Source organism: Clostridium sp., assembly GCF_018372875.1.
Lineage (GTDB): Bacteria > Bacillota > Clostridia > Clostridiales > Clostridiaceae > Clostridium.
The window spans coordinates 51,114-76,649 of sequence record NZ_JAHAIF010000009.1; the positions used below are offsets into that span (position 1 = coordinate 51,114).

At 30.3% G+C, this 25,536-nt stretch carries 27 protein-coding genes; 26 read left to right on the forward strand and 1 reads right to left on the reverse strand.

Translation table 11 applies throughout. The annotated features are described in order from the left end of the window. Positions 1-199 precede the first annotated feature (199 nt). Genes thrC through KIB46_RS04985 form a run of 3 tightly spaced genes read left to right on the forward strand, consistent with a single transcriptional unit; the run spans position 200 to position 2,999 of the window. Positions 200-1,654 carry a threonine synthase gene (gene thrC, locus KIB46_RS04975; RefSeq protein WP_291671052.1) on the forward strand — a complete coding sequence of 485 codons (1,455 nt, stop codon included), beginning with the start codon at positions 200-202 and terminating at the stop codon, positions 1,652-1,654. An 11-nt stretch (positions 1,655-1,665) separates the two neighbouring features. Then, complete coding sequence (gene thrB, locus KIB46_RS04980; RefSeq protein ID WP_156562040.1) at positions 1,666-2,562, forward strand: homoserine kinase; 897 nt, start codon at positions 1,666-1,668, stop codon at positions 2,560-2,562. Further along, a complete protein-coding gene (locus KIB46_RS04985) occupies positions 2,562-2,999 on the forward strand; it encodes an ACT domain-containing protein (protein ID WP_156562042.1) in 438 nt (145 codons plus the stop codon). Before thrB ends, KIB46_RS04985 begins: the two co-directional genes overlap by 1 nt. 75 nt (positions 3,000-3,074) lie before the next feature. Here the strand turns inward: KIB46_RS04985 and KIB46_RS04990 are convergent, their stop codons facing one another. Further along, the gene (locus KIB46_RS04990; protein ID WP_156562045.1) at positions 3,075-3,245 is read right to left on the reverse strand and encodes a DUF4177 domain-containing protein; all 171 of its coding nucleotides are present in this window, start codon (positions 3,243-3,245) and stop codon (positions 3,075-3,077) included. Between the two features lie 164 nt (positions 3,246-3,409). Here KIB46_RS04990 and KIB46_RS04995 point away from each other — a divergent pair, with 164 nt between their 5' ends. From KIB46_RS04995 to lonB, 23 genes are all read left to right on the forward strand, one after another. Beyond that, entirely contained in the window at positions 3,410-4,558 is a 1,149-nt protein-coding gene (locus KIB46_RS04995; protein ID WP_291671053.1) for a cysteine desulfurase family protein, read from the forward strand. Continuing rightward, positions 4,555-5,712, forward strand: coding sequence for a tRNA uracil 4-sulfurtransferase ThiI (gene thiI / locus KIB46_RS05000; RefSeq protein WP_156562049.1), 1,158 nt, complete (start codon positions 4,555-4,557; stop codon positions 5,710-5,712). Before KIB46_RS04995 ends, thiI begins: the two co-directional genes overlap by 4 nt. Positions 5,713-5,807: 95 nt before the next feature. Further along, positions 5,808-6,311, forward strand: coding sequence for a GNAT family N-acetyltransferase (locus KIB46_RS05005; RefSeq protein ID WP_156562051.1), 504 nt, complete (start codon positions 5,808-5,810; stop codon positions 6,309-6,311). Positions 6,312-6,479: 168 nt separating this feature from the next. Further along, a complete protein-coding gene (hisZ, locus tag KIB46_RS05010) occupies positions 6,480-7,622 on the forward strand; it encodes an ATP phosphoribosyltransferase regulatory subunit (RefSeq protein ID WP_291671054.1) in 1,143 nt (380 codons plus the stop codon). Next, positions 7,619-8,242 carry an ATP phosphoribosyltransferase gene (hisG, locus tag KIB46_RS05015; protein WP_291671055.1) on the forward strand — a complete coding sequence of 208 codons (624 nt, stop codon included), beginning with the start codon at positions 7,619-7,621 and terminating at the stop codon, positions 8,240-8,242. The genes hisZ and hisG overlap by 4 nt, the downstream gene beginning before the upstream one ends. Before the next feature lie 33 nt (positions 8,243-8,275). Next, the gene (hisD, locus tag KIB46_RS05020; protein WP_291671056.1) at positions 8,276-9,562 is read left to right on the forward strand and encodes a histidinol dehydrogenase; all 1,287 of its coding nucleotides are present in this window, start codon (positions 8,276-8,278) and stop codon (positions 9,560-9,562) included. 1 nt (position 9,563) lies between these two features. After that, positions 9,564-10,619 (forward strand): histidinol-phosphate transaminase, encoded by a 1,056-nt coding sequence (hisC, locus tag KIB46_RS05025; RefSeq protein ID WP_291671057.1) that lies wholly within the window; start codon positions 9,564-9,566, stop codon positions 10,617-10,619. Continuing rightward, positions 10,612-11,202: an imidazoleglycerol-phosphate dehydratase HisB gene (hisB, locus tag KIB46_RS05030; RefSeq protein ID WP_156562062.1), complete on the forward strand. Its 591-nt coding sequence runs from the start codon at positions 10,612-10,614 to the stop codon at positions 11,200-11,202. The genes hisC and hisB overlap by 8 nt, the downstream gene beginning before the upstream one ends. An 8-nt stretch (positions 11,203-11,210) precedes the next feature. Then, the gene (gene hisH, locus KIB46_RS05035; RefSeq protein WP_291671058.1) at positions 11,211-11,819 is read left to right on the forward strand and encodes an imidazole glycerol phosphate synthase subunit HisH; all 609 of its coding nucleotides are present in this window, start codon (positions 11,211-11,213) and stop codon (positions 11,817-11,819) included. Continuing rightward, entirely contained in the window at positions 11,819-12,538 is a 720-nt protein-coding gene (gene hisA, locus KIB46_RS05040) for a 1-(5-phosphoribosyl)-5-[(5-phosphoribosylamino)methylideneamino]imidazole-4-carboxamide isomerase (RefSeq protein WP_291671059.1), read from the forward strand. Before hisH ends, hisA begins: the two co-directional genes overlap by 1 nt. 3 nt (positions 12,539-12,541) lie before the next feature. Continuing rightward, positions 12,542-13,303, forward strand: coding sequence for an imidazole glycerol phosphate synthase subunit HisF (gene hisF, locus KIB46_RS05045; RefSeq protein WP_291671060.1), 762 nt, complete (start codon positions 12,542-12,544; stop codon positions 13,301-13,303). A 12-nt stretch (positions 13,304-13,315) separates the two neighbouring features. After that, positions 13,316-13,654: a phosphoribosyl-AMP cyclohydrolase gene (gene hisI / locus KIB46_RS05050; protein ID WP_291671061.1), complete on the forward strand. Its 339-nt coding sequence runs from the start codon at positions 13,316-13,318 to the stop codon at positions 13,652-13,654. Positions 13,655-13,665: 11 nt separating this feature from the next. Next, the gene (hisE, locus tag KIB46_RS05055) at positions 13,666-13,992 is read left to right on the forward strand and encodes a phosphoribosyl-ATP diphosphatase (RefSeq protein ID WP_291671062.1); all 327 of its coding nucleotides are present in this window, start codon (positions 13,666-13,668) and stop codon (positions 13,990-13,992) included. Between the two features lie 77 nt (positions 13,993-14,069). After that, entirely contained in the window at positions 14,070-14,789 is a 720-nt protein-coding gene (locus tag KIB46_RS05060; RefSeq protein WP_291671063.1) for a hypothetical protein, read from the forward strand. 150 nt (positions 14,790-14,939) lie between these two features. After that, positions 14,940-15,281: a hypothetical protein gene (locus KIB46_RS05065; protein ID WP_156562078.1), complete on the forward strand. Its 342-nt coding sequence runs from the start codon at positions 14,940-14,942 to the stop codon at positions 15,279-15,281. Between the two features lie 18 nt (positions 15,282-15,299). Further along, a complete protein-coding gene (locus KIB46_RS05070) occupies positions 15,300-16,532 on the forward strand; it encodes a hypothetical protein (protein WP_291671064.1) in 1,233 nt (410 codons plus the stop codon). 20 nt (positions 16,533-16,552) lie between these two features. Then, positions 16,553-17,827 carry a peptidoglycan DD-metalloendopeptidase family protein gene (locus KIB46_RS05075; protein WP_291671065.1) on the forward strand — a complete coding sequence of 425 codons (1,275 nt, stop codon included), beginning with the start codon at positions 16,553-16,555 and terminating at the stop codon, positions 17,825-17,827. Between the two features lie 427 nt (positions 17,828-18,254). After that, positions 18,255-18,935, forward strand: coding sequence for a hypothetical protein (locus KIB46_RS05080; protein WP_156560638.1), 681 nt, complete (start codon positions 18,255-18,257; stop codon positions 18,933-18,935). 140 nt (positions 18,936-19,075) lie between these two features. Continuing rightward, a complete protein-coding gene (locus KIB46_RS05085) occupies positions 19,076-19,873 on the forward strand; it encodes a hypothetical protein (protein WP_291671066.1) in 798 nt (265 codons plus the stop codon). Positions 19,874-19,996: 123 nt separating this feature from the next. Continuing rightward, on the forward strand, positions 19,997-21,286 hold the full coding sequence (tig, locus tag KIB46_RS05090; protein ID WP_291671067.1) for a trigger factor: 1,290 nt from the start codon (positions 19,997-19,999) through the stop codon (positions 21,284-21,286). 138 nt (positions 21,287-21,424) lie between these two features. After that, positions 21,425-22,024 carry an ATP-dependent Clp endopeptidase proteolytic subunit ClpP gene (clpP, locus tag KIB46_RS05095; protein ID WP_027096816.1) on the forward strand — a complete coding sequence of 200 codons (600 nt, stop codon included), beginning with the start codon at positions 21,425-21,427 and terminating at the stop codon, positions 22,022-22,024. Between the two features lie 28 nt (positions 22,025-22,052). Then, on the forward strand, positions 22,053-23,348 hold the full coding sequence (gene clpX / locus KIB46_RS05100; protein ID WP_156560632.1) for an ATP-dependent Clp protease ATP-binding subunit ClpX: 1,296 nt from the start codon (positions 22,053-22,055) through the stop codon (positions 23,346-23,348). Between the two features lie 383 nt (positions 23,349-23,731). Then, positions 23,732-25,414, forward strand: coding sequence for an ATP-dependent protease LonB (gene lonB / locus KIB46_RS05105; protein WP_291671068.1), 1,683 nt, complete (start codon positions 23,732-23,734; stop codon positions 25,412-25,414). Positions 25,415-25,536: the final 122 nt, after the last annotated feature.

Consider the following 25,536-nt stretch of genomic DNA (forward strand, 5'->3'; position numbering starts at 1 on the left):
TCTATAGAAGAGTCCTTTCGTAAGGATTCTTCTTTTTTGTCATTATAAGCATTTATTTCTATATAGACATTGTGCTAGTTATTATTTGGAAAAAACTTTCTGTGTATCATTTACATACACTTGTATTCAAAATAGCTACATGATATTATACTATAAAAGGAATGTGTGACAAAAAATGAAAAATATTTGGGGTGATTAAATGAAATTTCAAAGTACAAGAGGGCTAGAAAGAGATGTAAAATCTGCAGAATGTATTATAAGAGGGATTGCAAAGGACGGGGGGCTATTCGTTCCAGATTCATTTCCTAATTTATATGAAACTATAAAAAAGAACAAGGGATTATCTTATGAAGAATTGGCTTTTAAAATAATAAAAGAATTCTTTACAGATATAGATGAAAATGAGTTAAGGGAAGCTATTGATGAGGCTTACAATAATAGATTTAAACCAGAGTTAAACAAGAGTTATCTTGAACTTTATCATGGACCAACTTGTGCTTTTAAGGATGCAGCATTACTATTTCTTCCACAAATAATGAAAAGAGCAAAGAAGTCTCTAGGAGTAAATGAGGAAATAGTGATATTAACAGCTACTTCAGGGGATACTGGTAAGGCTGCTTTAGAAGGTTTTAGTAGTGTAGATGGATTTAAGGTGGTTGTTTATTATCCTAAAAATGGTGTAAGTACTATTCAGGAGAGACAAATGGCAACACAAGAAGGGGATAATGTAAAAGTATTTGGAATAAAGGGTAACTTTGATAATGCACAGACTGGGGTAAAAAAGATATTTGGAGATGAAAGGTTAAAAGAAGAATTAAAAAAGAATGGATATATCTTATCTTCAGCTAACTCTATAAATATAGGGAGATTAGTTCCTCAAATTGTTTATTATTTTTATGGATATTTTAAACTAATAGAGCAAGGTAAGATTAAAGAGGATGAGGAAATAAATGTAGTAGTACCTACAGGAAACTTTGGAAATATATTGGCTTCTTACTACGGGAAGCAAATGGGATTACCAATAAATAAGTTTATATGTGCATCTAATGAAAATAAGGTTTTAACAGACTTTTTTCAAACTGGTGTTTATGATAAGAGAAGAGAGCTTATTTTAACTCAATCTCCTTCAATGGATATTTTAGTATCTTCAAATCTAGAAAGATTACTATATGAAGGTAGTGGAAGAGATGGAGAAGAAATAAAAGCATTAATGGACGGACTTATGGCTAATGGAGTATATGAAGTGTCTTCAAAAGTTAGAGAATTCTTAAAAGAGTTTTATGGAAACTTTGCTACAGAAGAAGAGGTTCATAACACAATTAAGAATGTATATGAAAAAGAAAATTATCTAATGGATACTCATACTGCTGTAGGAAAGACTGTATGGGAAAAATATAAGAATGAAACAGGCGATGACAGAGAAGTTTTAATTGCTTCAACTGCTAGTCCTTATAAATTCCCAGTTAGTATTTGTAATGCATTAGGTATAGATATAAGTAACGTAGATGATTTTGGAGTTTTAAAGGAATTAAATAAAGCAACAAATGTAGATATACCTAGAAGTCTAAAAGGTTTAGATAAGAAAGAAATTCTTCATAATGAAGTTTGGGATAAGGATGAAATGTTAGATGCCTTATTATTTTTCTTGAAGTAGAGGGGATAAGAATGATTAGGGTAAGAGTGCCTGCAACATCCGCTAATATGGGACCAGGATTTGATTCTATAGGAATTGCAGTAGAATTATATAATGAATTTGGATTTGAAGAAATAGAGAGTGGTTTAAAGTTTAATGGAGTACCAGAAGAATTTTGTAATGAAAATAATATAGTTTATGAAGCTATGATGTTTTGCTTTAATAAAGGAAAATATAATCCAAAAGGTTTAGAAATAAGCACAATTAAGCAAGATATTCCTATTTCTAGAGGCTTGGGAAGTAGTTCTAGTTGTATAGTTGCTGGTCTTATTGGTGCAAATGCAATAATGGGAAACAAGTTTTCTAAAGATGATATATTACAAATGGCTGTAGAAATAGAAGGACATCCTGATAATGTTGCACCTGCTGTTTTAGGTGGAATGGTAGTTGCTATAATGGAAGGTGGTAGGGTATACTATGATATGGTGAAGGTTCAAGAACATATTAAGTTTGTTCCTATAATACCTGATTTTAGACTTTCAACTAAGGATGCTAGAGTGGTTTTACCTAAGGAAATATCCTTAAAAGATGGCATATATAATGTGAGTAGAGCGTCTCTAATGGTAACTGCATTAACTAACGGAAATCATGATTTATTAAAGTATGCATGTAGGGATGTTTTTCATGAAAATTATAGGAGCAAGTTAATAAACGGTTTTTATGAAGTAAAAGAGGAATCAAATGGATTAGGTGCTTTAGCAACATATTTAAGTGGGGCGGGTCCAACAATAATGGCAATGATTTCTGATAAAAATGACAAGTTTAAAAGCCATATGGAGAAGTTTTTAGAGGTAAGGTCCTTAAATTGGGCTATTCATGAACTTTCTATAGACAAAAATGGTGCAATAATAATAGAGGGTGATAAATAGTGGATGGAAATTATTTTGTAATTCATAAGAGGGTTTTACCTGAGGTATATGAAAAGGTGTTAAATGCTAAGAAGCTTATAAAAGATGGAAAAGTTAAAGAAGTAACAGAAGCTACTAAGATGGCTGGAATTAGTAGAAGTGTATATTATAAATATAAGGATTATATTTATGAGTTTTCTGAAAGTCCTCAGGGGAGGAAAGCTACATTCAATATAATGATAATTGATGGTAGAGGAATTCTATCTAAAATATTAAACTTCATTTCAGGTCAAGGGGGAAATATACTTACTATTAATCAAGGTATACCTCTTAATGGGTATGCATATATAAGCTTAACTATAGATATAAGTAACTTAGAAGGTGACATTACCTCGTTAATGGATGGAATAAGTAAAATAGAACAGGTAGAAAAAGTAGAGTTTATAGCAATGGAATAAACAAAAAAAGAAGATATTTTTACATGTAGGTAAATATCTTCTTTTTTATTTATATATTTATAGGAAATGTAATGGCTAAATTTCTTTTTTTAAGTAGAAGTGATCTTTATCAGCAGCACAAAGCTCCCAGCCTTCTCTACCTAATGAATTTAGTTTTTCTAAAACTTTATTTTCTATTTCTTCTTCACTAAAAGTTGTTTTTAAATCAAATGAAATATGTTCAACTTTATATTCATACATTTTCATATAAAACACCTCATTATTAAGAATCTAAAATTAATTATACAACTGTTACCAAATAATTACAATGTGTAAATTTAAACTTGATGTAAAAAGGAGTTATATATTATACTAAGGTATTACTTGTAGAAATATAGATAATACTAAATTTAGTAGAAGAGGTGAGAAGTATGGAAATTTATTTAGATAATGCAGCTACTACTAAGCCAAAAGAAGAAGTTATTGAAGCAATATGTGATGGAATGAAAAAATATTATGCTAATCCATCATCTTCACACAAGCTAGGTATGGAATCAGAAAAAAAACTAGATGAATGTAGAGAAGTAATTGCAAAAACAATAAATTGTAGCAATGATGAAATATATTTCACTTCAGGGGGAAGTGAAGGTAACAACTTTGTAGTTAAAGGGTTAGTAAAGCCAGGAACACATTTAATTACAACTCCTTTTGAACATAGTTCCATAAAAAACACTGTTGAAACTCTTGAGAAATCTGGAGTAAGAGTTACATATCTTTCTGTTAATGAATTTGGAGAAATTGATATTGAAGAACTAAGGGAAGCTATTACTAAAGATACTGTTTTAGTTTCAGTTATGTTTGTTAACAATGAAGTTGGAAGCATACAGAATTTAAAAGAAATAGGTGAAACTATAAAGGCTATAAGTAATAGAGCAAAGTTCCATGTAGATGGAGTCCAAGGGTATGGTAAATTTCCTATAGACGTTAAGAAAATGAAAATAGATGCATTAACAGTTAGTGCACATAAAATTCATGGACCTAAGGGTGTTGGATTCTGCTATTTAGCTAAAGGGATTAGCATAGTACCTCATATTCATGGTGGAACTCAAGAAAGAGGACTAAGAGCTGGAACTGAGAATATACATGGAATAATGGGATTAACAGTTGCTGCTAAAGATATTATTAAGAATATGGATATAAACTATGAAAAGGTTAGTGAATTAAAAGAATATATGATAAAAAGACTTTCTGAAATAGATGATATCAGGATAAATAGTCTAATGAATGATAAGTTTTCTCCATACATTTTAAATGTTTCATTTAGAGGAATTAGAGGAGAAGTATTGCTACATTTATTAGAAGATGCTAATATCTTTGTATCTACAGGTTCAGCTTGTACTTCTAAATCCAAGGGCGGAGTTATAGGAAGTCATGTTTTGGAAGCTATGAATCTGACTAAGAAAGAGGTTGAGGGGGCAATAAGATTTTCTTTCTCGCCAGAAAATACAAAAGAAGAAATAGATAAGACTATTGATGCCCTAAAAAAGGGATTAGTATTCTTAAGGAGGATTAGAAGATGAGTAAATTAATACTAGTTAAGTATGCCTCAGAGATATTTCTAAAAGGATTAAATAGAAATAAATTTGAGAAGAAGCTAAGAGATAATATAGCTATAAAACTTGAAGGTTTAAATTTTGAAATAATATCAGATCAAAATAGATACTTCATAAAAGTTGATGAAATAGATGAAGCTATAGTTAGAATTAAAAGAGTTTTTGGTGTTGCTGAGGTTTGTATAGTAACTAAGGTTGATAGGGATATGTCAGCAATTAAGGAAGAAGCTTTAAAGAAGGTAAGAGAAAGTGGATGTAAAACATTTAAGATAATAACAAATAGAGCAAATAAGTTGTTCCCACAAAACTCTATGGAAACTTCAAGAGAAGTTGGTGGATATGTATTACACCATATGGATGGAGAAATAACAGTTGATGTTAAGAATCCCGAATGTGCATTAAATGTTGAAATTAGAGAACATGCTTATATATGGACTAATAATGATAAGATTAAAGGTGCAGGTGGCCTTCCTTATGGAATAAATGGAAGTACTATGCTTATGTTATCAGGAGGTATAGATTCACCAGTTGCAGGGTATCTAATGGCTAGAAGAGGGGTGGCATTAAACTGTGTTTATTATCACAGTCATCCTTATACTTCTGAGAGAGCTAAGGATAAAGTTAAAACTCTTGCTAAAATTCTTGCTAGATATACTGAAGAAGTTAATTTATATATAGTTCCATTTACAGATGTTCAAATGGAAATTATAGAAAAGTGTAGAGAAGACGAGCTTACAATTATTATGAGAAGATTTATGATGAGAATAGCTTGTGAGTTATCAGATAGACTAGGAATAGATTCTGTAGCTACTGGAGAAAGTATAGGTCAAGTTGCAAGTCAAACTATGGAGGGATTAATCGTAAGTACAGATTGTGCTGATAGACCAGTATTTAGACCACTTATAGCTATGGATAAGGAAGATATTATGGATATAGCTAGAGACATAGATACATACGAAACTTCAATTCTTCCATATGAGGATTGTTGTACAATATTTGTTCCAAAGCATCCTAAAACAAAACCTCAAGTTGAAGCTATGAGAAAGAGTGAAAGCAAGCTTGATATTGAAAAGCTAGTTAATGATGCAATTGATAATATGGAAGTTGTAAAATTAAAGTAAATTATATTTGACTATTGTGGAACTTAAAGTTTTGCAATAGTCTTTTTATATGGTAAAATTTATATGTTATATTTTTGCAGAAGAGGGGGATATTTGTGAAATACATAGATACTAAATATGATGAATTTAAGTTGAGAGAAACTACAGTAGAAGACACAGCTTTAATTCTTTCATTTATTAAAGGAATTGCTGAATATGAAAAAATGAGTAATGAAGTTGTTGCAACTGAGGAAGTTTTAAGAAAAAGTATATTTGAAGATAATAGAGCTAAGGTTTTAATTGCTGAAGAAAATGGAGATCCAATAGGATTTGCTTTATATTTCTTTAACTTTTCAACTTTTATAGGAAAGGCAGGATTATATCTAGAAGATATATTTATATTACCTGAGCATAGAGGTAAAGGATATGGTAAAGAAATATTTAAGGTTCTGGCTAAGATAGCAGTTGAAAATTCATGTGAAAGAATGGAATGGGTTTGTTTAAATTGGAATGAACCTTCAATAAAGTTCTATAAAGGCTTTGGTTCTATTGGAATGGAAGAATGGACAACATATAGATTAGCAGGAAATAAGATTGGGGAACTAGCCAATAGCAAATAGATAATAAGTATAGGCTTTAAGAAATCACTTTTGTGGTTTCTTTTTTTATTCTTGAGGAAATTATGAAATATATATAGAAAATATTGACAATATAGAAACATAAGCATATTATGATTTTAAGGATTTATTGCTTTAATGTGTTAAATTAAAAAGGAGGATGGAGGGGAAATGGTTAATAAAAATATTATTCCTGAAGGAACAAGAGATCTTATTTTAGATGAATGTATTAGAAAAAAAGAGCTTGGGTTAGAAATTGAAAATATACTAAACAAGTGGGGATATAAAGAGGTTATAACGCCTACAATAGAATATTATCAAACCTTTAATGGAGGATTCCCAAATTTAAAGGAAGAAGATATGTATAAGTTCTTCGATGATAAGGGGAGAATTTTAGTTTTAAGACCCGATATGACAATACCTATAGCAAGGGTAGTTGCTACAAAATTTAAGGAGATTAATCCACCAATTAGATTAAGATATAATTCCAATGTATTTAGAGTTCATGAAAGTTTAGGTGGAAAAAAGAATGAATATACAGATTGTGGTGTTGAACTTATTGGATTAAATGGAATTGATTCAGATGTTGAAATTCTTATTACAGCATTAGAAAGTTTAAAAGTCTTAAAAGAAACTGGTTATAAGATAGAGGTAGGTAATATAAACTTTTTTAATTCTGCAGTAGAGTGGTTAAATTTAGAATTTGAACAGAGAAGCTTTTTAGCAAAACTTATTGATGAAAAAAGTATGAAGGAATTAGAAGAGTATCTGGATATGTTGAAAGTAGGAGATGACTATAAGAATTTCTTCATGAAATTACCTTGGCTTTTTGGAGGAGTAGAGGTTTTGGATATAGGAGAAAAGTACGCTATTAATAATGAAATATTAAATGAAATTAAGTATTTAAGAAATATATATGAAATATTGGACAACCTAGGATATGGAGATAAACTTACTTTTGATTTAGGAATTGTACCAAGATTAAATTATTATACTGGGATTATATTTAAAGGATATGTAGAAGGAATTGGGGATACCGTTCTTAGAGGGGGAAGGTATGATGAACTTATATCAACATTTGGAAGAGATTTGCCTGCTGTAGGATTTTCTATAAATCTAGATCCGCTGGTTCAATTAGAAGATGAGAAGAGCAATAGGAAAGAAGAAAAGTATAGAATTATTTATAATCCTAAGGATATAGTGGTAGCTATAAAACAAGGACAAGTTTTAAGAAACTTAGATTACGTAGCAGAACTTGTACCTTCTAAAGATATTGAAGGAATAAAGGTAGTAAAGGAGGGGACGCAGCAATGAGTATAAGTATAGCACTTACAAAGGGAAGGCTAGAGAAAGAAATAGTAAAGCTATTAGATAAAGCTAACTTTGGAACAGAAGAACTTAAGAACAAAGGAAGAAAACTTGTTTTCAATGATACTATTGAGGAAATTAAATATTTTTTAGTTAAAGCAGCAGATTCCATAACCTATGTTGAACATGGGGTAGCTGATATTGGGATAGTTGGGAAAGACACTTTAATGGAAAGTGATAATAATTACTATGAAGTACTAGATCTAGGAATAGGTAAATGTGGCTTTATAGTAGCATCATTACCAGAAAAAGATGTTTTTAAGAAGGTTGGTCATATAAAGATTGGAACTAAATATCCCAGGGTAGCTAGAGAATATTTTAAGAAAAGGGGGATGGATGTAGAAATAATAAAAATTGATGGGTCAGTTGAACTTGCACCTATATTAGGGTTATGCGATGCCATTGTAGATATTATGGAAACAGGAACAACTTTAAAAGAAAATGGATTAATTGTTTTTGATAGGATATGTGATATAAGTGCAAGAGTTATAGTAAATAAAGCTAGTTTTAAAATGAAGAGAGAAGAAATTGGGGCTTTTATCAACAGGTTAAAACAAGTTTTATAAAGTATAAGCAATAAATAAAGAGGGGGCAAGAGTATGTTAAAACTTATAGATCTTGAAAATGATAATTGGGATATTCTTTTAAAAGAGCTTAAAGATAGAGAAGAAGAAGTAAAAGAAGAAGTTTTAGGAAGCGTTTCTAATATTATAGAAGATGTAAGAAAAAACGGTGATAAAGCGTTAAAAGCATACACAGAGAAATTTGATAGAGTTGTGTTAGATGACTTTGAAGTAAGTATAGAAGAATTAGATGAATGTTTTATAAAGATTGAAAAAAACTTTATAGAAAACTTAGAAGAAGCGAAAGAAAATATAGAATATTATCATAATGCACAAAAAAGTAGAGGATTTATTTTAAATAAAGACAATGGTATTTTCCTAGGTCAAAGAGTCATACCTTTAGATTCTGTAGGAGTATATGTTCCAGGAGGAACAGCTGCTTACCCGTCATCTGTTCTTATGAATGTAATACCAGCAAAGGTTGCAGGAGTTAAAGAGATAATAATGATAACACCCCCTAATAAGGAAGGAAAATTAAATCCATATATAGGGGTAGCGGCTAAAATTGCTGGAGTAAGTAAGATTTATAAATTAGGGGGAGCCCAGGGGATAGCTGCCTTAGCAAATGGAACAGAAAGTATACCAAAGGTAGATAAGATAGTAGGGCCGGGCAATATTTTTGTGGCAACAGCAAAGAGATTAGTATTTGGCAAGGTTGATATAGATATGATAGCAGGACCAAGTGAAATACTTGTAATAGCAGATAAAAATGCTAATGCAAAATATATTGCAGCAGATTTAATGTCTCAGGCTGAACACGATAGGTTAGCATCATCTATTTTAGTTACTACATCTAAGAAGCTATATGAAGAGGTAGAGAAAGAATTAGAGGCTCAAATAAAAGATTTAGATAGAAAAGAAATAATAGAAGAGGCATTAAAGAATTATGGAAAAGCTATTATTTGTAATTCAATAGAGGAATGCATAGAGGTTTCAAATAGGTTTGCACCAGAACATCTAGAGCTTATGGCCGAAAATCCTATGGAGCTTTTAGGAAAAGTTAGACATGCAGGGTCTGTTTTCCTAGGAAATAATACACCAGAGCCTGTTGGAGATTATTTTGGAGGTACTAATCACGTATTACCTACTAATGGAACAGCTAGATTTTACTCGGCTCTTTCAGTAGAGAGTTTTATAAAAAAATCATCATTTCTTTATTATTCTGAAGAAGCAATACAAAAATATGGAGAAAAGATTATTAATATAGCTAACAAAGAAGGACTTACAGCACATGCAAACTCTGTGAAGGTGAGGGTGAAGTAATATGAAAGGAATAGAATCATATATAAATTTACATGATAATTTAGAAATTAGACTAAATGCTAATGAAAGTTACTTCGGAATAGATGAAAAAATGATGTTACACATTAAAACTGATATATGTAATTTAGATTTAAATAGGTATCCGGAAGATGGCAGTGAACTTCTAAAAGAATTATATGGGGGATATGCAGGCGTTGACAAAGAAAATATAGTAGTTGGAAATGGTTCTGATGAAATGATTGGATTAGTAATAGGATTAAAGATTGCAAAGGGAAAGAAGTTGTTAACTCTTAACCCTGATTTCTCAATGTATGATTACTATGTTTCTATGCATTCGGGTGAGATGGTTAAATATAACACAAAAGAAGATGGAAGCTTTGATATAGATAAATTTATAAAGCTAGGTAAAAAGGAAAATGTAGATATGATAATTTTCTCTAATCCAAACAATCCAACAGGACATGCAATTGAAGCATTTAAAATAACTAAGATACTAGAAGCATTTAAGGATAAAGTAGTATTAGTAGATGAGGCGTATTATGAATTCTTTGGAGAATCTATGATACCTTACATTAATAGATATAAGAATCTATTAGTTACAAGAACGCTTTCAAAAGCTTGGGGGTTAGCAGCAACAAGAATAGGCTTTTTAATTGGTAATTGTGAAGATATCAAAAAAATAAATAAATATAAAGTACCATATAACGTTAATTCCTTATCTCAAGTTGTAGCAAGTATTGTTTTAAAGGACAGAATGCATGTTGAAAAAAATATTAAAGAAATTGTATCTGAAAGAGAAAAGCTTTATAAATCTTTAAAAGAAATTCAAGAGAATTCAGCTTTATATATTGAATTCTATCCTTCAAAAGCCAATTATATCTATGGAAGAACAGAGTATAAGGAAGCGTTAATTAATGGATTAAAATCCAGAGGAATTCTTATAAGAAGTTTTGAGAAGAATAACTTTAGAATTACTGTGGGTTGCCAATTTGAGAATAACAAACTTCTTCAAGCAATAAGAGAAATAGTTGGATACGGGGGAGTAAGCTATGCTTAAAAGGGAATGTAGTGTAAATAGAAATACTAATGAAACTAAAATTCAGTTAAAAATTAATTTAGATGGTGAGGGAAAGTCTAATATAAAAACAGGAATAAGGTTTTTTGATCATATGTTGGACTTAATGGCTTTTCATAGTGGAATAGATTTAGAAGTAATAGCCCATGGTGATTTGGATGTATGTGACCACCATACTGTTGAGGATGTTGGAATAATTTTAGGCCAAGCTTTTAAAGAAGCATTAGGTGAAAAAGTGGGTATAAAGAGGTATGGAACTTTCTTTATACCTATGGATGAAACTTTAGCACTAGTGTCTTTAGATATAAGTGGAAGAAGTTTTTTAGTATTTGAAGGTGATTTTAAAAGAGAAAGTATAGGAAACTTTTCAACAGAGATGGTTAAGGAATTTTTAAGAGCTTTTGCTTTTAATGCTGGAATAACATTGCATGCAAGAGTTATATACGGAGAGAATGATCACCATAAAGTAGAAGGAATATTTAAGGCATTAGGAAGAGCGTTAAAGGAAGCAAAAGAAATAGAAAAGGGCAGTAGTAGATTACCTTCTACAAAAGGAATTCTTTAGGAGGCAATATGGTTGTAATTATAGATTATGGAATGGGAAATCTAAAAAGTGTATATAATGCTTTAAATAAAATAGGGTGTAGGTGCAAAGTAAGTTCTAAAGTTAAAGATATAAGGGATGCTAGTGGCTTGATTTTGCCTGGAGTAGGAGCGTTTAAAGACTGTATGGATAATTTAACAAAATTGAATCTAGACCAAATATTAAAAGAGGAAGTGGGAAAGGGAAAACCACTTTTAGGAATATGTTTAGGTATGCAGGTTCTTTTTGAAAAAGGATATGAAGGAGAAGAAAGAGTAGGATTAGGTTTATTAAAAGGTAAGATTGTAAAGATGGAGGATCCAAATGTAAAGATACCTCATATAGGATGGAACAACTTAGAGAAGAATAGGGAAGATGAATTGATTTCTAGCTCAGAGAAAGCTCCTTTTGTATATTATGTACATTCATACTATGCTCAAAATTATAATGATGAAGATCTAGTAGGGGTTTCATATTATGGCAGTTTAAAAATACCTGGATTGGTTAGAAGGGAAAATGTAATGGGAGCGCAGTTCCATCCAGAAAAAAGTGGAGAAGCAGGTCTTAATATTTTAAGAAATTTTAAGGAGTTGATCTGATGATAATAATACCAGCAATAGATATTATAGATGGAAAGCCAGTTAGGTTATATCAAGGAGACTATAATAAAAAAGAAATAGTGTCAGAAGATGTTTATGATACTTCGAAAAAATTTGAAGACCTTGGAGCACAATGGGTGCACTTAGTAGATTTGGATGGAGCAAAAAAAGGTGAATTGGTTAATTCAAATGTAATTATAAAGGTAGCACAAAGCCTGTCTATTCCTATTGAAGTAGGTGGAGGTATAAGAAACTTTGAAGATATAAAGTATCTTATAGATAATGGAGTTTCAAGGGTTATTTTAGGTACAAGCGCTATGGAAGATGAGAATCTTTTAAAGAAGGCTTTAAGAGAGTATGGAGAAAAAATAGCAGTAGGAATAGATTGCAAGGAGGGTTATGCATGTGGAAGAGGATGGCTTCAAGAAAGTTCTATTCATTATATAGAATTTGCAAAGAGGTTAGAAAAATTAGGGGTTAAAAATATTATAGTTACTGATATTTCGAAGGATGGAACTCTAGAGGGGCCTAATATTGAAATGTTAAATGAGTTAAAGAAAGAAGTTAGTATTGATATTACAGCTTCAGGAGGAATAAGAGATATATCTAACATAAAAGCTTTAAAAGAAATAGATGTATATGGAGCAATAACAGGAAAGGCTATATATGCTAAAACTCTTTCTTTAGAAGAAGCTATAAAAGTTACAAGGGAGGAATAGTATATGCATACAAAGAGAATTATTCCTTGTCTAGATGTTAAAGAAGGAAGAGTTGTAAAGGGAGTTAACTTTGTTGGACTTAAAGATGTTGGAAATCCTGTAGATTTAGCTGAATACTACTATAAGGCAGGAGCAGATGAACTAGTGTTTTTAGATATTACAGCTACTCATGAAGGTAGGGGGATAATGAGAAGGGTAGTAGAGAGAGTAGCTGAAAAAATATTTATTCCATTTACAGTTGGGGGAGGGTTAAAAGACTTAGAGGATATTAAGGAGATACTAAGAGCTGGTGCAGATAAAGTGAGTTTAAACTCAGCTGCTGTAAGAGATAAGCAACTTATAAAAAAAGGAGCATACTATTTTGGAAATCAGTGTATTGTACTAGCAGTTGATGCAAAGAAAAGAGATGATAATACAGGATGGAATGTAGTTATAAATGGTGGCAGAATCGATACAGGAATTGATGCATTAAGATGGATTGAAGAGGGAGCAAGACTAGGTGCTGGAGAAATATTATTAACTTCTATGGAAGCTGATGGAACTAAAAAAGGGTTTGATATTGAACTTACTAAGTCAGTATCTAATATAACCAATGTGCCAGTTATAGCTTCAGGGGGATGCGGATCACTTGAACATTTTTACGAAGTCTTTAAAGATGAAACAGCAGATGCAGCTCTTGCGGCATCACTTTTTCATTATGGAGAATTATCAGTAGAAGAAGTAAAGAGATATTTAAAGGATAGAAATATAAGTGTTAGATACTAGGAGTATAAGTGTATGAATAGGGAACAGATAATAAAAAAGGTACAAGAAGTAGACTTTAAAAAAGGAAATGGTTTAGTACCAACAATTGTTCAAGATATAAATAGTAATGAAGTTTTAATGCTTGCCTATATGTCAGAGGAAAGTTTAATAAAAACTTTAGAAGGTGATACCACATGGTTTTATAGTAGAAGTAGGGATGAGCTATGGAATAAGGGAGCAACTTCAGGACACTTACAGTATGTTAAAGAGATAAAGATAGATTGTGATAATGATACTTTACTAGTTTTGGTAGAACAAGTAGGAGCGGCGTGTCATACAGGAGAGAGAAGTTGCTTTTATAGAAGTTTATAGGAGGAAAGTAAATGGAGGGCATTTTAAAGGAGTTATATAAAACAATATTAACTAGAAAAGATATGGGAGAAGATGGATCATATACAGCATATTTATTTGATAAAGGTTTAGAAAAAATATTAAAGAAGGTTGGAGAAGAGTCAACAGAGGTTGTTATTAGTAGCTTAGGAGATAATAAGGATAATCAAGTAAATGAAATGTGTGATTTGATATATCACCTTTTAGTATTAATGGCTGAATTAGAAATTTCTCTTCAAGATATAGAAGAAGAACTAGAGAAAAGAAGTAAAAAGATAAATAATTTCAAAGGAGAAAGAAAAGAAATTCAAAATATGTAATTCTTCTTGATAGTAATTGGTATAAGTTGTAAAATATAAATATATTATACAGAAAGAGGTAGGGTGAGATAAATAGTATGCAAAAAAAGATAGAAACTATGGTTTTGGGTATAGGAGAGTTATCCTTAGATGCTATTAGTACTTGGTTCCCTAGCAAAAATAAAGAAACAATTGCGAAAGTAATTGAGACATCAGAAGTAATTGGAATAAAAGGTAATAAGGTAATGCCAAAATCTAAAATGGATGTAATTGAAAAAGAAAGTGTTACAAAGAAAAAAATTAATTTAGCTAAGATTCAAGAAAAGGTAGAGGCTAAAGAGATACAAGAGAATGAGATTAAAAATGAATATACGGAAGAGATAAATTATGGTGAGCTTCTTGAATTAATAATGAAGTATAACAGAAGAGTAAAAGAGCAGTATGAAAAATTAATAGCTAGAAACTTTGATAATATGAAAGAGGCAATAATTAAGTATTATGAAGCAAAATTTGAAGTGATTAAAAATCCATTTAAGGTTAGTGGGAAATCTGAAATGTATTCATTACTTCATAAGAAAACAAAGTTAGAAGTTGCATATTTATATGTTGGTGAATTTTTGTCTGAGGGAGATTTCAATAAAATATCTTCTAATTTTGTAGAGGATACAGTTTATTTTTGTATAACAAAAGATGCTGAAGTTCTACCAAATGTAAGTGATAGAGAATATTACTTAAAGGATGTAGATGATATAGTAAATAAATATTTAAATCAATATAAGTTGAAAGAAATAGATGCAACAATATTTAAGATAAACTAAAAGGCTGGGAAACTAGTCTTTTTTCTTTATGATAGATTTATTGGAAAATAAGTGATTGTCAAGTAAAGGGTAAAGATTCTGTGATTAAAAGGATAGAAATTTGTAATATTTATAGGTATACTAAAAGAAGAAAACGAAAGGAGAAATAATATGAAAGAATTATTTAAAGTAAATGAGTTAAGTTTTTATGAAGAGGATTTTTTAGATGATATAAATGAATATTTAGATATTGTAGATATATTAAGAGATATGCAAAGTGAATTAACTTATGAGAAGGTAACTTGTGCAACTCAAAATGATTGCTGTGAGAAGAGTAAGGATAACTATTTTATCCAAGTACATGGTTTTATTAATAAAGAGGATGAGTTCATAACAAAGGAAGAAGTTGATATGTTTGCAAAGAATATAAAACAAGATGAACTTGATCTTTTTGTTATTAGAGTTTATAAGTGTATTGAATGTGGAAAGTGGATTATTGATATCTTAGAATAATTTATCGAGAGGTATTATATGAAAGAGGATTTGAAAAATTATTTTTCTGATTTAATTAAAGATATTAAGAGCATCAAGAAAGATACTATCTTTGAGTTTATTAAGAAGAGGGGCAAGATTTTAACTATTTTAGTATTAGTAATACTTATGTTTTTAGGATTTGGTATTGGTAGAATAAATACTTCTAAAGAGCATTTGTTAAGTAAACTAGAAATAGCGTTAAAAAATGAAAATCCAAGCAAACTTTCTTCAATTGTTAAGTTCAACAGTAAAAGAGTAAGTAAGAAGGATCTTCAACCGCTTATTAATTATTATTCAAAAGATAGCTCTAGAGTGGATTCAATAATAAATAAATTGAAGACAGTAGGAGAGACAGAAGATTTAAAACTTGTTGAAGAGAATAGAGTGTTTGGAACAAAGTATTATATAGATATTAAACCATATAGTTTAAAAATTGATAGTGAATTTAAGAATAGTAGATTTACTGTAGATGATAAAAATTATATAAATACAGGAAGTAAAATAGATAAGTTAATACCAGGTGTTTATACAGTAAAAGGAATTTTAGAAAGTGGATTTGGATATATAGAAGCATCTAAAGAAATAGTTCTTATGAAAGATGAAGAGATAGATATGGAGTTTGATGCTGTAATGCTTAATATATCATCAGCATTTTATGATGCAGAAGTATTTGCTAATGGACAATCAACTGGAATATTAGTAAAAGATGCAAAAAATATAGGACCATTTCCTACTACAGGAGAGGTTAAATTACATATTGAAAAAGAGTTTCCTTGGGGGAGAGTTAAAGGTGAAGAAGTTCAAGTTAAAGATATCCCTAATTTAACACTTAATTTAAGTATGGAAAATGAAACTCTAAAGTCAGAAATAAATACTGTGGTTGATGAATTTTATAGGAGTGTTTTTTTAGCTCTTAATAATGAAGATAAGAGTGTTATAAAGGGTGGAACAGAAAATGCTATTAATAAAATTTACGATGTGTTAGAAAAGAAGTATTTCATTTTAAAAAATAAATATAACATAAATGATATAAGGATAGTTGAGGATAAAAACCAATATAGGTATGAAAATGGAGTATATAGTGCAACTATTGTAGTAAGTGTAGATTATACAGTAAGTAAGAGTTTTCTTGGATTAAATAAAGAGGAAAGCAATAAATTGTTTTTCACTAAAATGCTTTATAACGGTAAGGAATGGAAGGCAGAAGATGTAGAAAACTTTAGTTTATAAGTTAAAAAGGGGGAGGAGTAATGAAGAAAAATTTAATAAAGATAGTAGCTATTATTTCGTTATCTTGTTTTATTTTTGAGAGTCCAATTGTTTATGCAACTAATTCATCTGATATAAAAGACCAAATTAATAATAATAATCAAGCCATAGACAATTTACAAAATGAAAAGGACAAAATACAAAATCAAGTTAATAATGTAAATAAAGAATTAGATAAGATTACGGAAGAGATGGAAGCGAAAAATAAGGAGCTAGAGAAATCTAGCAAGAAGGTAAATGAGTTCCAAAGTAAGATAGATTCATTACAAGTTGAAATAGACGATGTACAAGCTAAAATAAATGAGGTTGAAGAGGAAATAGTTAAAAAAGAGGAACTTATAGCTAAAAAGGAAAATGAAGCAGAAGAAAGAGAAGAAATGCTTGGACTAAGAATAAGAAATTATTACAAAAATGATGTGATTAGTCAAATGTTAGCCTTTTTAGTAAGTAGTGATGGTCTTTCAAGCTTTATAGGTAATATATATAATATGAAAAAGATACTTGATACTGATAAAAAGCTTATTGGTGAAGTAAATAGCATTAAAGAATCATTGAATAATGAAAAGAAGTTATTAGAAGAAAAGATTGTTGAGTTAGATGAGGAAAAAGTAGAAATAAAAAATAAACAGCAAGAATTGGTTGATGCTCAAAAAGAATTCGTAGATGAACAAAATAAGTATTTAGCTCAAGTGAATGATTTAAAAGGAATAGAGAGCAAAAAGCAAAGCATGATTAATTCTCTATCAGATAAGGAAAGAGAATTACAGGAGAAAATAGGTGATTTGACAGATTTTAATCAAGATTTACAGAATAAATTGGATGATTTATTTAATGGACTTGATAGTGAAAATAGTGGTAATTCTCAAGGAGAAACCTTTTTAAGACCAACTGGCGGACGTGTTACTAGTGAATATGGTCCTAGAACTCATCCAATTAGCGGACAGAGTGGTTTTCATACAGGTATAGACTTAGCATCTCCATCTGGTACACCTATTAAGGCTTCAAAGAGTGGAACTGTTGTGTATTCTGGATGGCAAGGTGGGTATGGACAAGTAGTTATTATAGACCATGGCGGTGGATATAGAACTTTATATGCGCATTGTTCTAAACTAAATGTGGTTAAAAACCAAAAAGTTAGCAGGGGGCAGGTTATTGCTTTAGTTGGTTCTACAGGTAATAGTACAGGACCTCATTTGCACTTTGAGGTGAGGGTAAATAATAAACATCAAAATCCGAGAAAATATGTACCTATTTAATTAAAATAACTAATAAAAAGTAAACATATATTATTGTGAATAAGAAATTGCCCTGTGGCAATTTCTTATTTTTATTTAAGATATAGGAGAAATACAAAAAACCTGCACTTACAATAAGTACAGGTTAAAGGGTATGTTCATTTAAGAAAGGGAATAAATGAACATATATGTGGGGTTTATAAAAACTCTTACTAATAAAAATATTAGTAGAGCAGTATGGGCTGAGTTTTAAAATACTTATACTTAAATTATAAATTAAAAATAGATAAAATCAATAGAAAAAAATCAAATTTTTTCTAATTTTTTATAAAAGTTTTCGACAAATATATGCTATTTTAATTAATTTAAAAAAAGCATTGAAATATATGGATAAAATATACTACTATTATAGATAATAAAAATATTGTGTATAAATGAAGGTGAGCAAATGGACATAATAAAAGAGTTTAATAGTATTTTTAAGATAGATGATGGTCAAGTAGAATTTGTTAAGGAGAAGCTTAACTATAAAGATAAATTATTAATTGTTGGAGTAGATGAAAATGAAGAGTTGAAGGAAAAAATTTCAAAGTATGAGTGCTTTATAGAAAAAAATAGTGATGCTTTTTTGAATAACTTTTATAAAAAGGGAAAAAGTTTTAAAGAAATATGTTTTTTATGTCAGGTGGCAAAGGAGTTAAGAGAAATTAGAGTTATAAGAGAGTTATCGAAGAAAATATACGAGCAATTAGGAGTAAATGGATATATAGTATTGCAAATTATTAATTATGATAAATTTATAATTAGTGGTAATAAAGATAAAATATTTAGTGATACTGAAATTGTTTCTCCTATTTGGAAAGAAGATTTAATTAATATATTAAAGAATATTGGATTTGTAGATATTGAAGTATATGGCTCTTTTGATAAGGATAATTTTAATGAGATAAATTCTAACTCTATGATCGTAAGGGCAAGAAAGTATGAGGATTTATTAAAAGATACCCGAGATTATGAAGATTATAGTGAAAATGTTGTTAGGTCTAAAGTATGCGGTGGTTGTTGTAGTAAGAAGTCTGGTGGGTGTTCTAGCTGTAGCGGATGTTCAAAGGGCTGTAATAGGCATTAATTCATAATTACTAAGAAAAAATTAATATTTAAAAAATACCAAAAATAATTAATATAATGTATAATATTAAATAGAATAAAAAGCAAAAATGGGGGGAACTTTGTATTGTTTTTATGAATTATATGAAGGAGGTATGAAACTTGGCAAAACCAAGCATATTTAGTAGAGATTACGAGAAAAAAATGAAAAGAAGAAAACGTAGAATAACAATAGGGATTATTTTGATATTTCTAGTTGTAGTGGTAGCGTTTGTTAAATTTCAGTTACCTAACATAGATTTCACACAAGTTAAAGCAAAGATACAAGCTTGGGTTGATACAGGAAAGTCTGTAGAGCAAGATGAAGAGGTATTGGATGAGGAACCAATAGAAGAAGAGAAACCGCAAGATGTTGAAAAGGAACCAGAAAGAACATATATTGATTTTAATATAAAAGAAGGTACTGTTGCTAAAGCAGAATACGTAGAAATTGAAGGCGTTAAGAAGTTTGTAGCATTAGAACCTATAGAAGGGTATACTTTTTCATTAAGTCCTTCACAACAACAAATGATTGTAATGGACCCTAATCAAAATTTATATCTTTTAAATGTAGATGGTAGCCTAAAAGATGTAACGAAAAAAGAGTATATTTCAACATCTAAGCAAACATTTTCTAAAGACAAAATGTTAGCAGCTTATGAGGGATATATTTGGCACTCTATACCAAGTTTCATAGATGAAAATACCATTATTTACATATCTCAGCTACCGTATTTTGGAGCGGCAGCAACTCATAAATATATATGGATTAAGGATTTGACTAACAATACAGATAAAACTTTATGGAAAACAAAAGGAATGGATATTCAAATTGGAGAAGTTGTACCTGAAAAAGGCATAACAGTAACAATTGATGGAAATACAAAGTATATTAACACTGCTGGAGTAATTTCTCAATAAAGAGTGAATATTTACAGATTAGTGTAAAAGAAACAAATAATTTGATAATAATTAGGAATATGTGATATAATATCCTAGTCTATCAATAGGTAAATAACTATTTTAGGAGGAATAATAAAAGAGATGGAAGCTAAAATGGAAAAAATAGAAAACAATGTAGTTAAGTTAGAAGTAAGGGTTGAAGCAGAAAAGTTTAACGAAGCACTAAAGAAAGCATATAATAAGAATAAGATGCACTTCAATGTACAAGGATTTAGAAAAGGTAAGGTTCCAATGGCTATGGTTAAGAAGTACTATGGAATAGAAGTACTTTTTGATGATGCTATTAACTTTGTTATAGACGAAACTTATCCAAAGACTATAGAGGAAAACAACTTAAGACCAGTTGATTACCCACAAATAAATGTTGTAGAAGTTGGGGAAGGAAAAGACCTTGTATATACTGCACAAGTAACTGTATATCCAGAAGTTGTTCTTGGAGAATACAAGGGATTAGAAGTTGCTAAGAATTCTTATGAAGTAAAAGAAGAAGAAGTTGAAGCTCAATTAAAGTCAATGCAAGAAAAGAACGCTAGAGTTGAAGTTAAGGCAGAAGGTACAGTTGAAAATGGAGATATAGCTGTTATAGATTTCAAAGGATTCACTGATGGAGTTGCATTTGAAGGTGGAGAAGGAAAGGATTATCCTTTAGAAATTGGTTCGGGTTCATTCATAGATAACTTTGAAGAACAATTAGTTGGTGCTGCTGTTGGAGAAACTAGAGAAGTTAAAGTTAAGTTCCCAGAAGCATACGGAAACGAAGAATTAAACGATAAGGACGCTACTTTTGAAGTAACAGTTAAAGAAATTAAAGCAAAAGAACTTCCAACTTTAGATGATGAATTTGCAAAAGATGTTTCTGAATTTGATACAATAGCTGAATTAAAGGAAGACATAACTAAGAAGATTCAAGAAAACAATGATAATAGAGCTGAAAGAGAATATGAAGATGCAGTTATAAATGCTGCTATAGAAACAGCTACAATTGATTTACCAGAGGTTATGGTAGAAAAAGAAATAGATCATATGATTAAAGATTTAGAATCTAGATTACAATATCAAGGTTTAACTCTAGATCAATACATGGAGTTTACAGGAAACACTGTAGAAAAGATGAGAGATTACATGAGAGCAAATGCTGAAAGAAAGGTTAAAGCTGATCTAGTTCTTGAAGCAATTGCTAAGGCTGAAAACATAGTAGCAACAGAAGAAGAACTAAAGGAAAAAGCTACTGAAGTTGCAAAGATGTACTCAGCTGGAGAAACAGAAAAAATGGTTGAATTATTAATGAATTCACAAAAAGCTATGTTAGAAAATGATATAGTTATGGGTAAAACAATTCAATTATTAAAAGACAATTGCAAAACAGCTTAATATATACAAGAGATAATTGCCAGAAAGTATTTCTGGCAATTATTTCAAATTAATATTAACAATTAAAGACAAATCAAGTATAATTTAATTAATATTTTAATTATACAAGATTGGGTATGTTAATTAGGAGGTAGTATTATGGCATTAGTTCCAATGGTAGTAGAACAAACAGGCAGAGGAGAAAGATCTTATGATATTTTCTCAAGATTATTAAAAGATAGAATAATCATGCTAAGCGGTGAGGTAACAGATGAATCTGCTAACCTAATTGTAGCTCAATTATTATTCTTAGAAAGTGAAGATCCAGATAAGGATATATTCTTATATATAAATAGTCCAGGTGGATCAGTTACAGCTGGTATGGCTATTTATGATACTATGAATTATATTAAGGCAGATGTGTCAACTATATGTGTAGGTATGGCAGCTTCAATGGGTGCATTCTTACTATCTAGTGGTGCAAAAGGAAAGAGATATGCACTACCAAATGCTGAGGTTATGATTCATCAACCACTTGGAGGCTTCCAAGGTCAAGCAACAGATATTGGCATTCATGCAAACAGAATGTTAAAGATTAAAGAGAGATTAAATAAGATTTTAAGTGAAAATACTAATCAACCATTAGAAAAATTATCAGCTGATGTGGAAAGAGATTATTTCTTAGACGGTGAAGAAGCTGTAGAATATGGAATTGTTGATAAAGTAATAACAAAGAACGAATTAGGGAAAGATAAATAAAAACCTATTGTCTAAGTGAGGTGAATTTATGGCTAAATTTGATGACAAGAAACAGCTGAAGTGTTCTTTTTGCGGAAAGAATCAAGACCAAGTAAAAAGATTAATAGCTGGACCTGGTGTATATATTTGTGACGAGTGTATTGAGTTATGCTCAGAAATCATAGCAGATGAGTTTGAAGATACTGTAGAGTTTGATACTAAAACACTTCCTAAGCCACAAGAAATCAAAGAATATCTAGATTCTTATGTAATTGGTCAAGAAAGTGCAAAGAAATCTTTAGCAGTTGCTGTTTATAATCATTATAAAAGAATAAATTCTAATGAGAGCAATGATGATGTTGAATTACAAAAGAGTAATATACTTTTACTAGGACCAACAGGATCAGGTAAAACATTCTTAGCTCAAACATTAGCAAAATTCTTAAATGTTCCATTTGCTATAGCTGATGCCACAACATTAACAGAGGCTGGATATGTTGGAGAAGATGTAGAAAATATTCTATTAAGATTAATCCAAAATGCAGATTATGATGTTGAAAGAGCAGAAAAAGGAATCATTTATATAGATGAAATAGATAAGATAGCAAGAAAATCTGAAAATCCATCTATTACAAGAGATGTTTCTGGTGAAGGTGTTCAACAAGCGCTTCTTAAGATATTAGAAGGAACAGTTGCATCTGTACCACCTCAAGGGGGTCGTAAACATCCACATCAAGAGTTTATTCAAATTAACACTGGAAATATATTATTTATTTGTGGTGGAGCTTTTGATGGATTAGATAAGATAATTGAAAAAAGAACAAGAAAGAGTTCTATTGGATTTGGAGCTGATATCCAATCTAAGGCTGAAAAAGATATTGGAAGTCTATTAAAATCAATAGAACCAGAAGATTTATTAAAGTTTGGTTTGATTCCTGAATTTGTAGGAAGATTACCACTTGTAGTAACTCTTCAATCTCTTGATAAAGAAGCACTTGTTAATATTTTAAGTAAGCCTAAAAATGCTTTAGTAAAACAATACATGAAGTTATTTGAAATTGATAATGTAGAATTAGAGTTTACAGATAAAGCACTTGAAGCAATTGCAGAAAAGGCTATAGAAAGAAAGACAGGAGCAAGAGGTTTAAGATCTATAATTGAAGATGTAATGACAGAGATTATGTTTGAAATTCCTTCTGATGAAAGAATAAACAAGGTTGTTATTACTGAACCTACAATTAATAAGAAGGAAAGACCAGAGATTCAAATGCTTCCAGAAGGTGAGGTTAGACCTCAATTAAAAGCTAAGAAGATTAAAAAGAAAAAAGGTGTAGAAACAGCTTAATAAAAAAGGCTGTTTTTACAGCCTTTTTTTTACTGTCTATGAAAGTATAAAATTTTAATTTGCTATAAATAAAAGGTATTATTAAAATTTCATATTAAAAAATATAAAATCAAGGATAAGAATTTTATAATTTCCTTGCCTTTAGTATGAGTGGGGTGGATATTTGTTTTGATATAACTTGGAGCGCAGCGACGGAACAAGCAAAATAAATATCCACCCCACCTAATTATACTGGCAATTAATTTGTTAATACCTTCAACAGTTTAATGTTACTAAAGTTTTTTTGCTTTATAAAAATTATCAATTAATTTTTTTATGTATAGCAGACTTAGGAAGAGTTAATAATTATAAACGGATATAATTAATGACTTGGAGGTAGAGCAATGGCAGAAATTTTAATTTTATTACAGATCGTTTTAATGGGGCTAATGATATATCTTATTATATCTAATAATAAGAGCATGAGAGCAAGAAAGGTAGTTATAGATAAAGAAAGTACTAAGGAATTAGAGAAGTTATACAAAATGAGGGGAGTTACATTGACAGTACCATTAACAGAAAAAAGTAGGCCTAGTAGTTTTCAAGAGGTAGTTGGTCAAGATAAAGGAATAAAAGCGTTAAAAGCGGCTTTATGCGGTCCTAATCCACAACATGTAATAATATATGGCCCTCCAGGAGTTGGTAAGACAGCAGCTGCTAGATTGGTTCTAGAAGAAGCTAAAAAAAACAGTAGCTCTCCTTTTAAGAAAGAATCTAAGTTTGTTGAAATAGATGCAACAACAATTAGGTTTGATGAAAGAGGGATTGCAGATCCATTAATAGGTTCTGTACATGACCCCATATATCAGGGGGCAGGCTCTTTAGGAGTAGCTGGAATACCACAGCCTAAGCCTGGAGCTGTTACAAAGGCTCATGGAGGCGTACTGTTTATAGATGAAATAGGAGAACTTCATCCTATAGAACTAAATAAGTTATTAAAAGTTCTTGAGGATAGAAAGGTTTTTTTAGATAGTTCCTATTATAGTTCAGAAGATCCTAATATGCCTAAATATATTAAGGAGGTTTTTGAAAATGGTTTGCCTGCAGATTTTAGATTAATTGGTGCAACAACTAAAAGTCCAGAAGATATTCTTCCTGCAATAAGGTCAAGGTGTGTAGAAATATTCTTTAGGGCATTAGATTCAGATGAGATAATAAAAATTGGAGTAGATGCATCAAGAAAAGCAGGGTTAAAGCTAGATAAAAAGTGTGAAGAATTAATAGGGGAATTCTGTAGTAACGGTAGAGAGGTTATAAATCTAATACAGTTATGTTCGGGGGTTGCTTTAAATGAAAATAGAGATTACATAACTAGTAATGATATTGAATGGATAATAGAAAATTGTCAGTATACAAAGAGAATAGAAGAAAAGGTATTTGAGGAACCTTCCGTTGGAAAAGTAAATGGATTGGCTGTTTATGGTGCTAATATAGGAACTGTCATGACTATAGAAGCATCTGCTAAGAGGGTTAAGGATGGTGTTGGAAACTTAAAAGTATCTGGAGTGGTTGAAGAGGAGAGTGTATCTAGTAATAATAAAAAAGTTACAAGAAAAAGTATGATTATTTCTTCTGTAGAAAATGTTCTAACAATATTAAGTAATATATTTGATATTGATTGTAAGAAATATGATATACATGTTAATATTCCAGGAGGATCCTTAGTTGATGGTCCTTCAGCCGGTATAGCTATTGCAACTGCAATTTATAGTGCAATAAAAGGTATGAAAGTGGATAATAAAGTAGCTATGACAGGTGAAGTAGGATTATTAGGGGGAGTAAAACCAATAGGTGGAGTTAGAGCTAAGATAATAGGGGCAAAGAAAGCTGGAGCAAGTAAAGTTATTATACCAAAAGAAAATTGGAGTGAAGGTCTTCTTGAAATAGGAGGAATTGAAATATGCCCAGTTGAAAATATTAGAGAGGTATTTAATATAGCCTTTATAAATTTAACTATATCTTTAGAGGAAGATGAATTAAATATTCTTTCAGCCAGTGGAGAAAGTAAAGAGAAAGGTGTTTGCTAATTATAGCTAAACACCTTTTAAAGTCGTTAGAGTATAATTTTAGTAGGCAGAGATAGTAATAAAAACTAGATAAAAATAAAAGGAGATGCAAAAGCATCTCCCAATATACATAAATATCCATT

Excerpts from the sequence above, each read along its gene's own strand:
- clpX (WP_156560632.1), top strand. The coding sequence starts at position 22,053 with ATGGCTAAATTTGATGACAAGAAACAGCTGAAGTGTTCTTTTTGCGGA.
- tig (WP_291671067.1), top strand. The coding sequence starts at position 19,997 with ATGGAAGCTAAAATGGAAAAAATAGAAAACAATGTAGTTAAGTTAGAA.
- hisE (WP_291671062.1), top strand. The coding sequence starts at position 13,666 with ATGGAGGGCATTTTAAAGGAGTTATATAAAACAATATTAACTAGAAAA.
- hisB (WP_156562062.1), top strand. The coding sequence starts at position 10,612 with ATGCTTAAAAGGGAATGTAGTGTAAATAGAAATACTAATGAAACTAAA.
- KIB46_RS05075 (WP_291671065.1), top strand. The coding sequence starts at position 16,553 with ATGAAGAAAAATTTAATAAAGATAGTAGCTATTATTTCGTTATCTTGT.
- hisD (WP_291671056.1), top strand. The coding sequence starts at position 8,276 with ATGTTAAAACTTATAGATCTTGAAAATGATAATTGGGATATTCTTTTA.
- hisI (WP_291671061.1), top strand. The coding sequence starts at position 13,316 with ATGAATAGGGAACAGATAATAAAAAAGGTACAAGAAGTAGACTTTAAA.
- thiI (WP_156562049.1), top strand. The coding sequence starts at position 4,555 with ATGAGTAAATTAATACTAGTTAAGTATGCCTCAGAGATATTTCTAAAA.
- KIB46_RS05065 (WP_156562078.1), top strand. The coding sequence starts at position 14,940 with ATGAAAGAATTATTTAAAGTAAATGAGTTAAGTTTTTATGAAGAGGAT.
- lonB (WP_291671068.1), top strand. The coding sequence starts at position 23,732 with ATGGCAGAAATTTTAATTTTATTACAGATCGTTTTAATGGGGCTAATG.
- hisA (WP_291671059.1), top strand. The coding sequence starts at position 11,819 with ATGATAATAATACCAGCAATAGATATTATAGATGGAAAGCCAGTTAGG.
- clpP (WP_027096816.1), top strand. The coding sequence starts at position 21,425 with ATGGCATTAGTTCCAATGGTAGTAGAACAAACAGGCAGAGGAGAAAGA.
- KIB46_RS05070 (WP_291671064.1), top strand. The coding sequence starts at position 15,300 with ATGAAAGAGGATTTGAAAAATTATTTTTCTGATTTAATTAAAGATATT.
- thrB (WP_156562040.1), top strand. The coding sequence starts at position 1,666 with ATGATTAGGGTAAGAGTGCCTGCAACATCCGCTAATATGGGACCAGGA.
- KIB46_RS04990 (WP_156562045.1), bottom strand. The coding sequence starts at position 3,245 with ATGAAAATGTATGAATATAAAGTTGAACATATTTCATTTGATTTAAAA.
- KIB46_RS04995 (WP_291671053.1), top strand. The coding sequence starts at position 3,410 with ATGGAAATTTATTTAGATAATGCAGCTACTACTAAGCCAAAAGAAGAA.
- KIB46_RS05060 (WP_291671063.1), top strand. The coding sequence starts at position 14,070 with ATGCAAAAAAAGATAGAAACTATGGTTTTGGGTATAGGAGAGTTATCC.
- KIB46_RS05080 (WP_156560638.1), top strand. The coding sequence starts at position 18,255 with ATGGACATAATAAAAGAGTTTAATAGTATTTTTAAGATAGATGATGGT.
- hisZ (WP_291671054.1), top strand. The coding sequence starts at position 6,480 with ATGGTTAATAAAAATATTATTCCTGAAGGAACAAGAGATCTTATTTTA.
- thrC (WP_291671052.1), top strand. The coding sequence starts at position 200 with ATGAAATTTCAAAGTACAAGAGGGCTAGAAAGAGATGTAAAATCTGCA.
- hisF (WP_291671060.1), top strand. The coding sequence starts at position 12,542 with ATGCATACAAAGAGAATTATTCCTTGTCTAGATGTTAAAGAAGGAAGA.
- hisG (WP_291671055.1), top strand. The coding sequence starts at position 7,619 with ATGAGTATAAGTATAGCACTTACAAAGGGAAGGCTAGAGAAAGAAATA.
- hisC (WP_291671057.1), top strand. The coding sequence starts at position 9,564 with ATGAAAGGAATAGAATCATATATAAATTTACATGATAATTTAGAAATT.
- hisH (WP_291671058.1), top strand. The coding sequence starts at position 11,211 with ATGGTTGTAATTATAGATTATGGAATGGGAAATCTAAAAAGTGTATAT.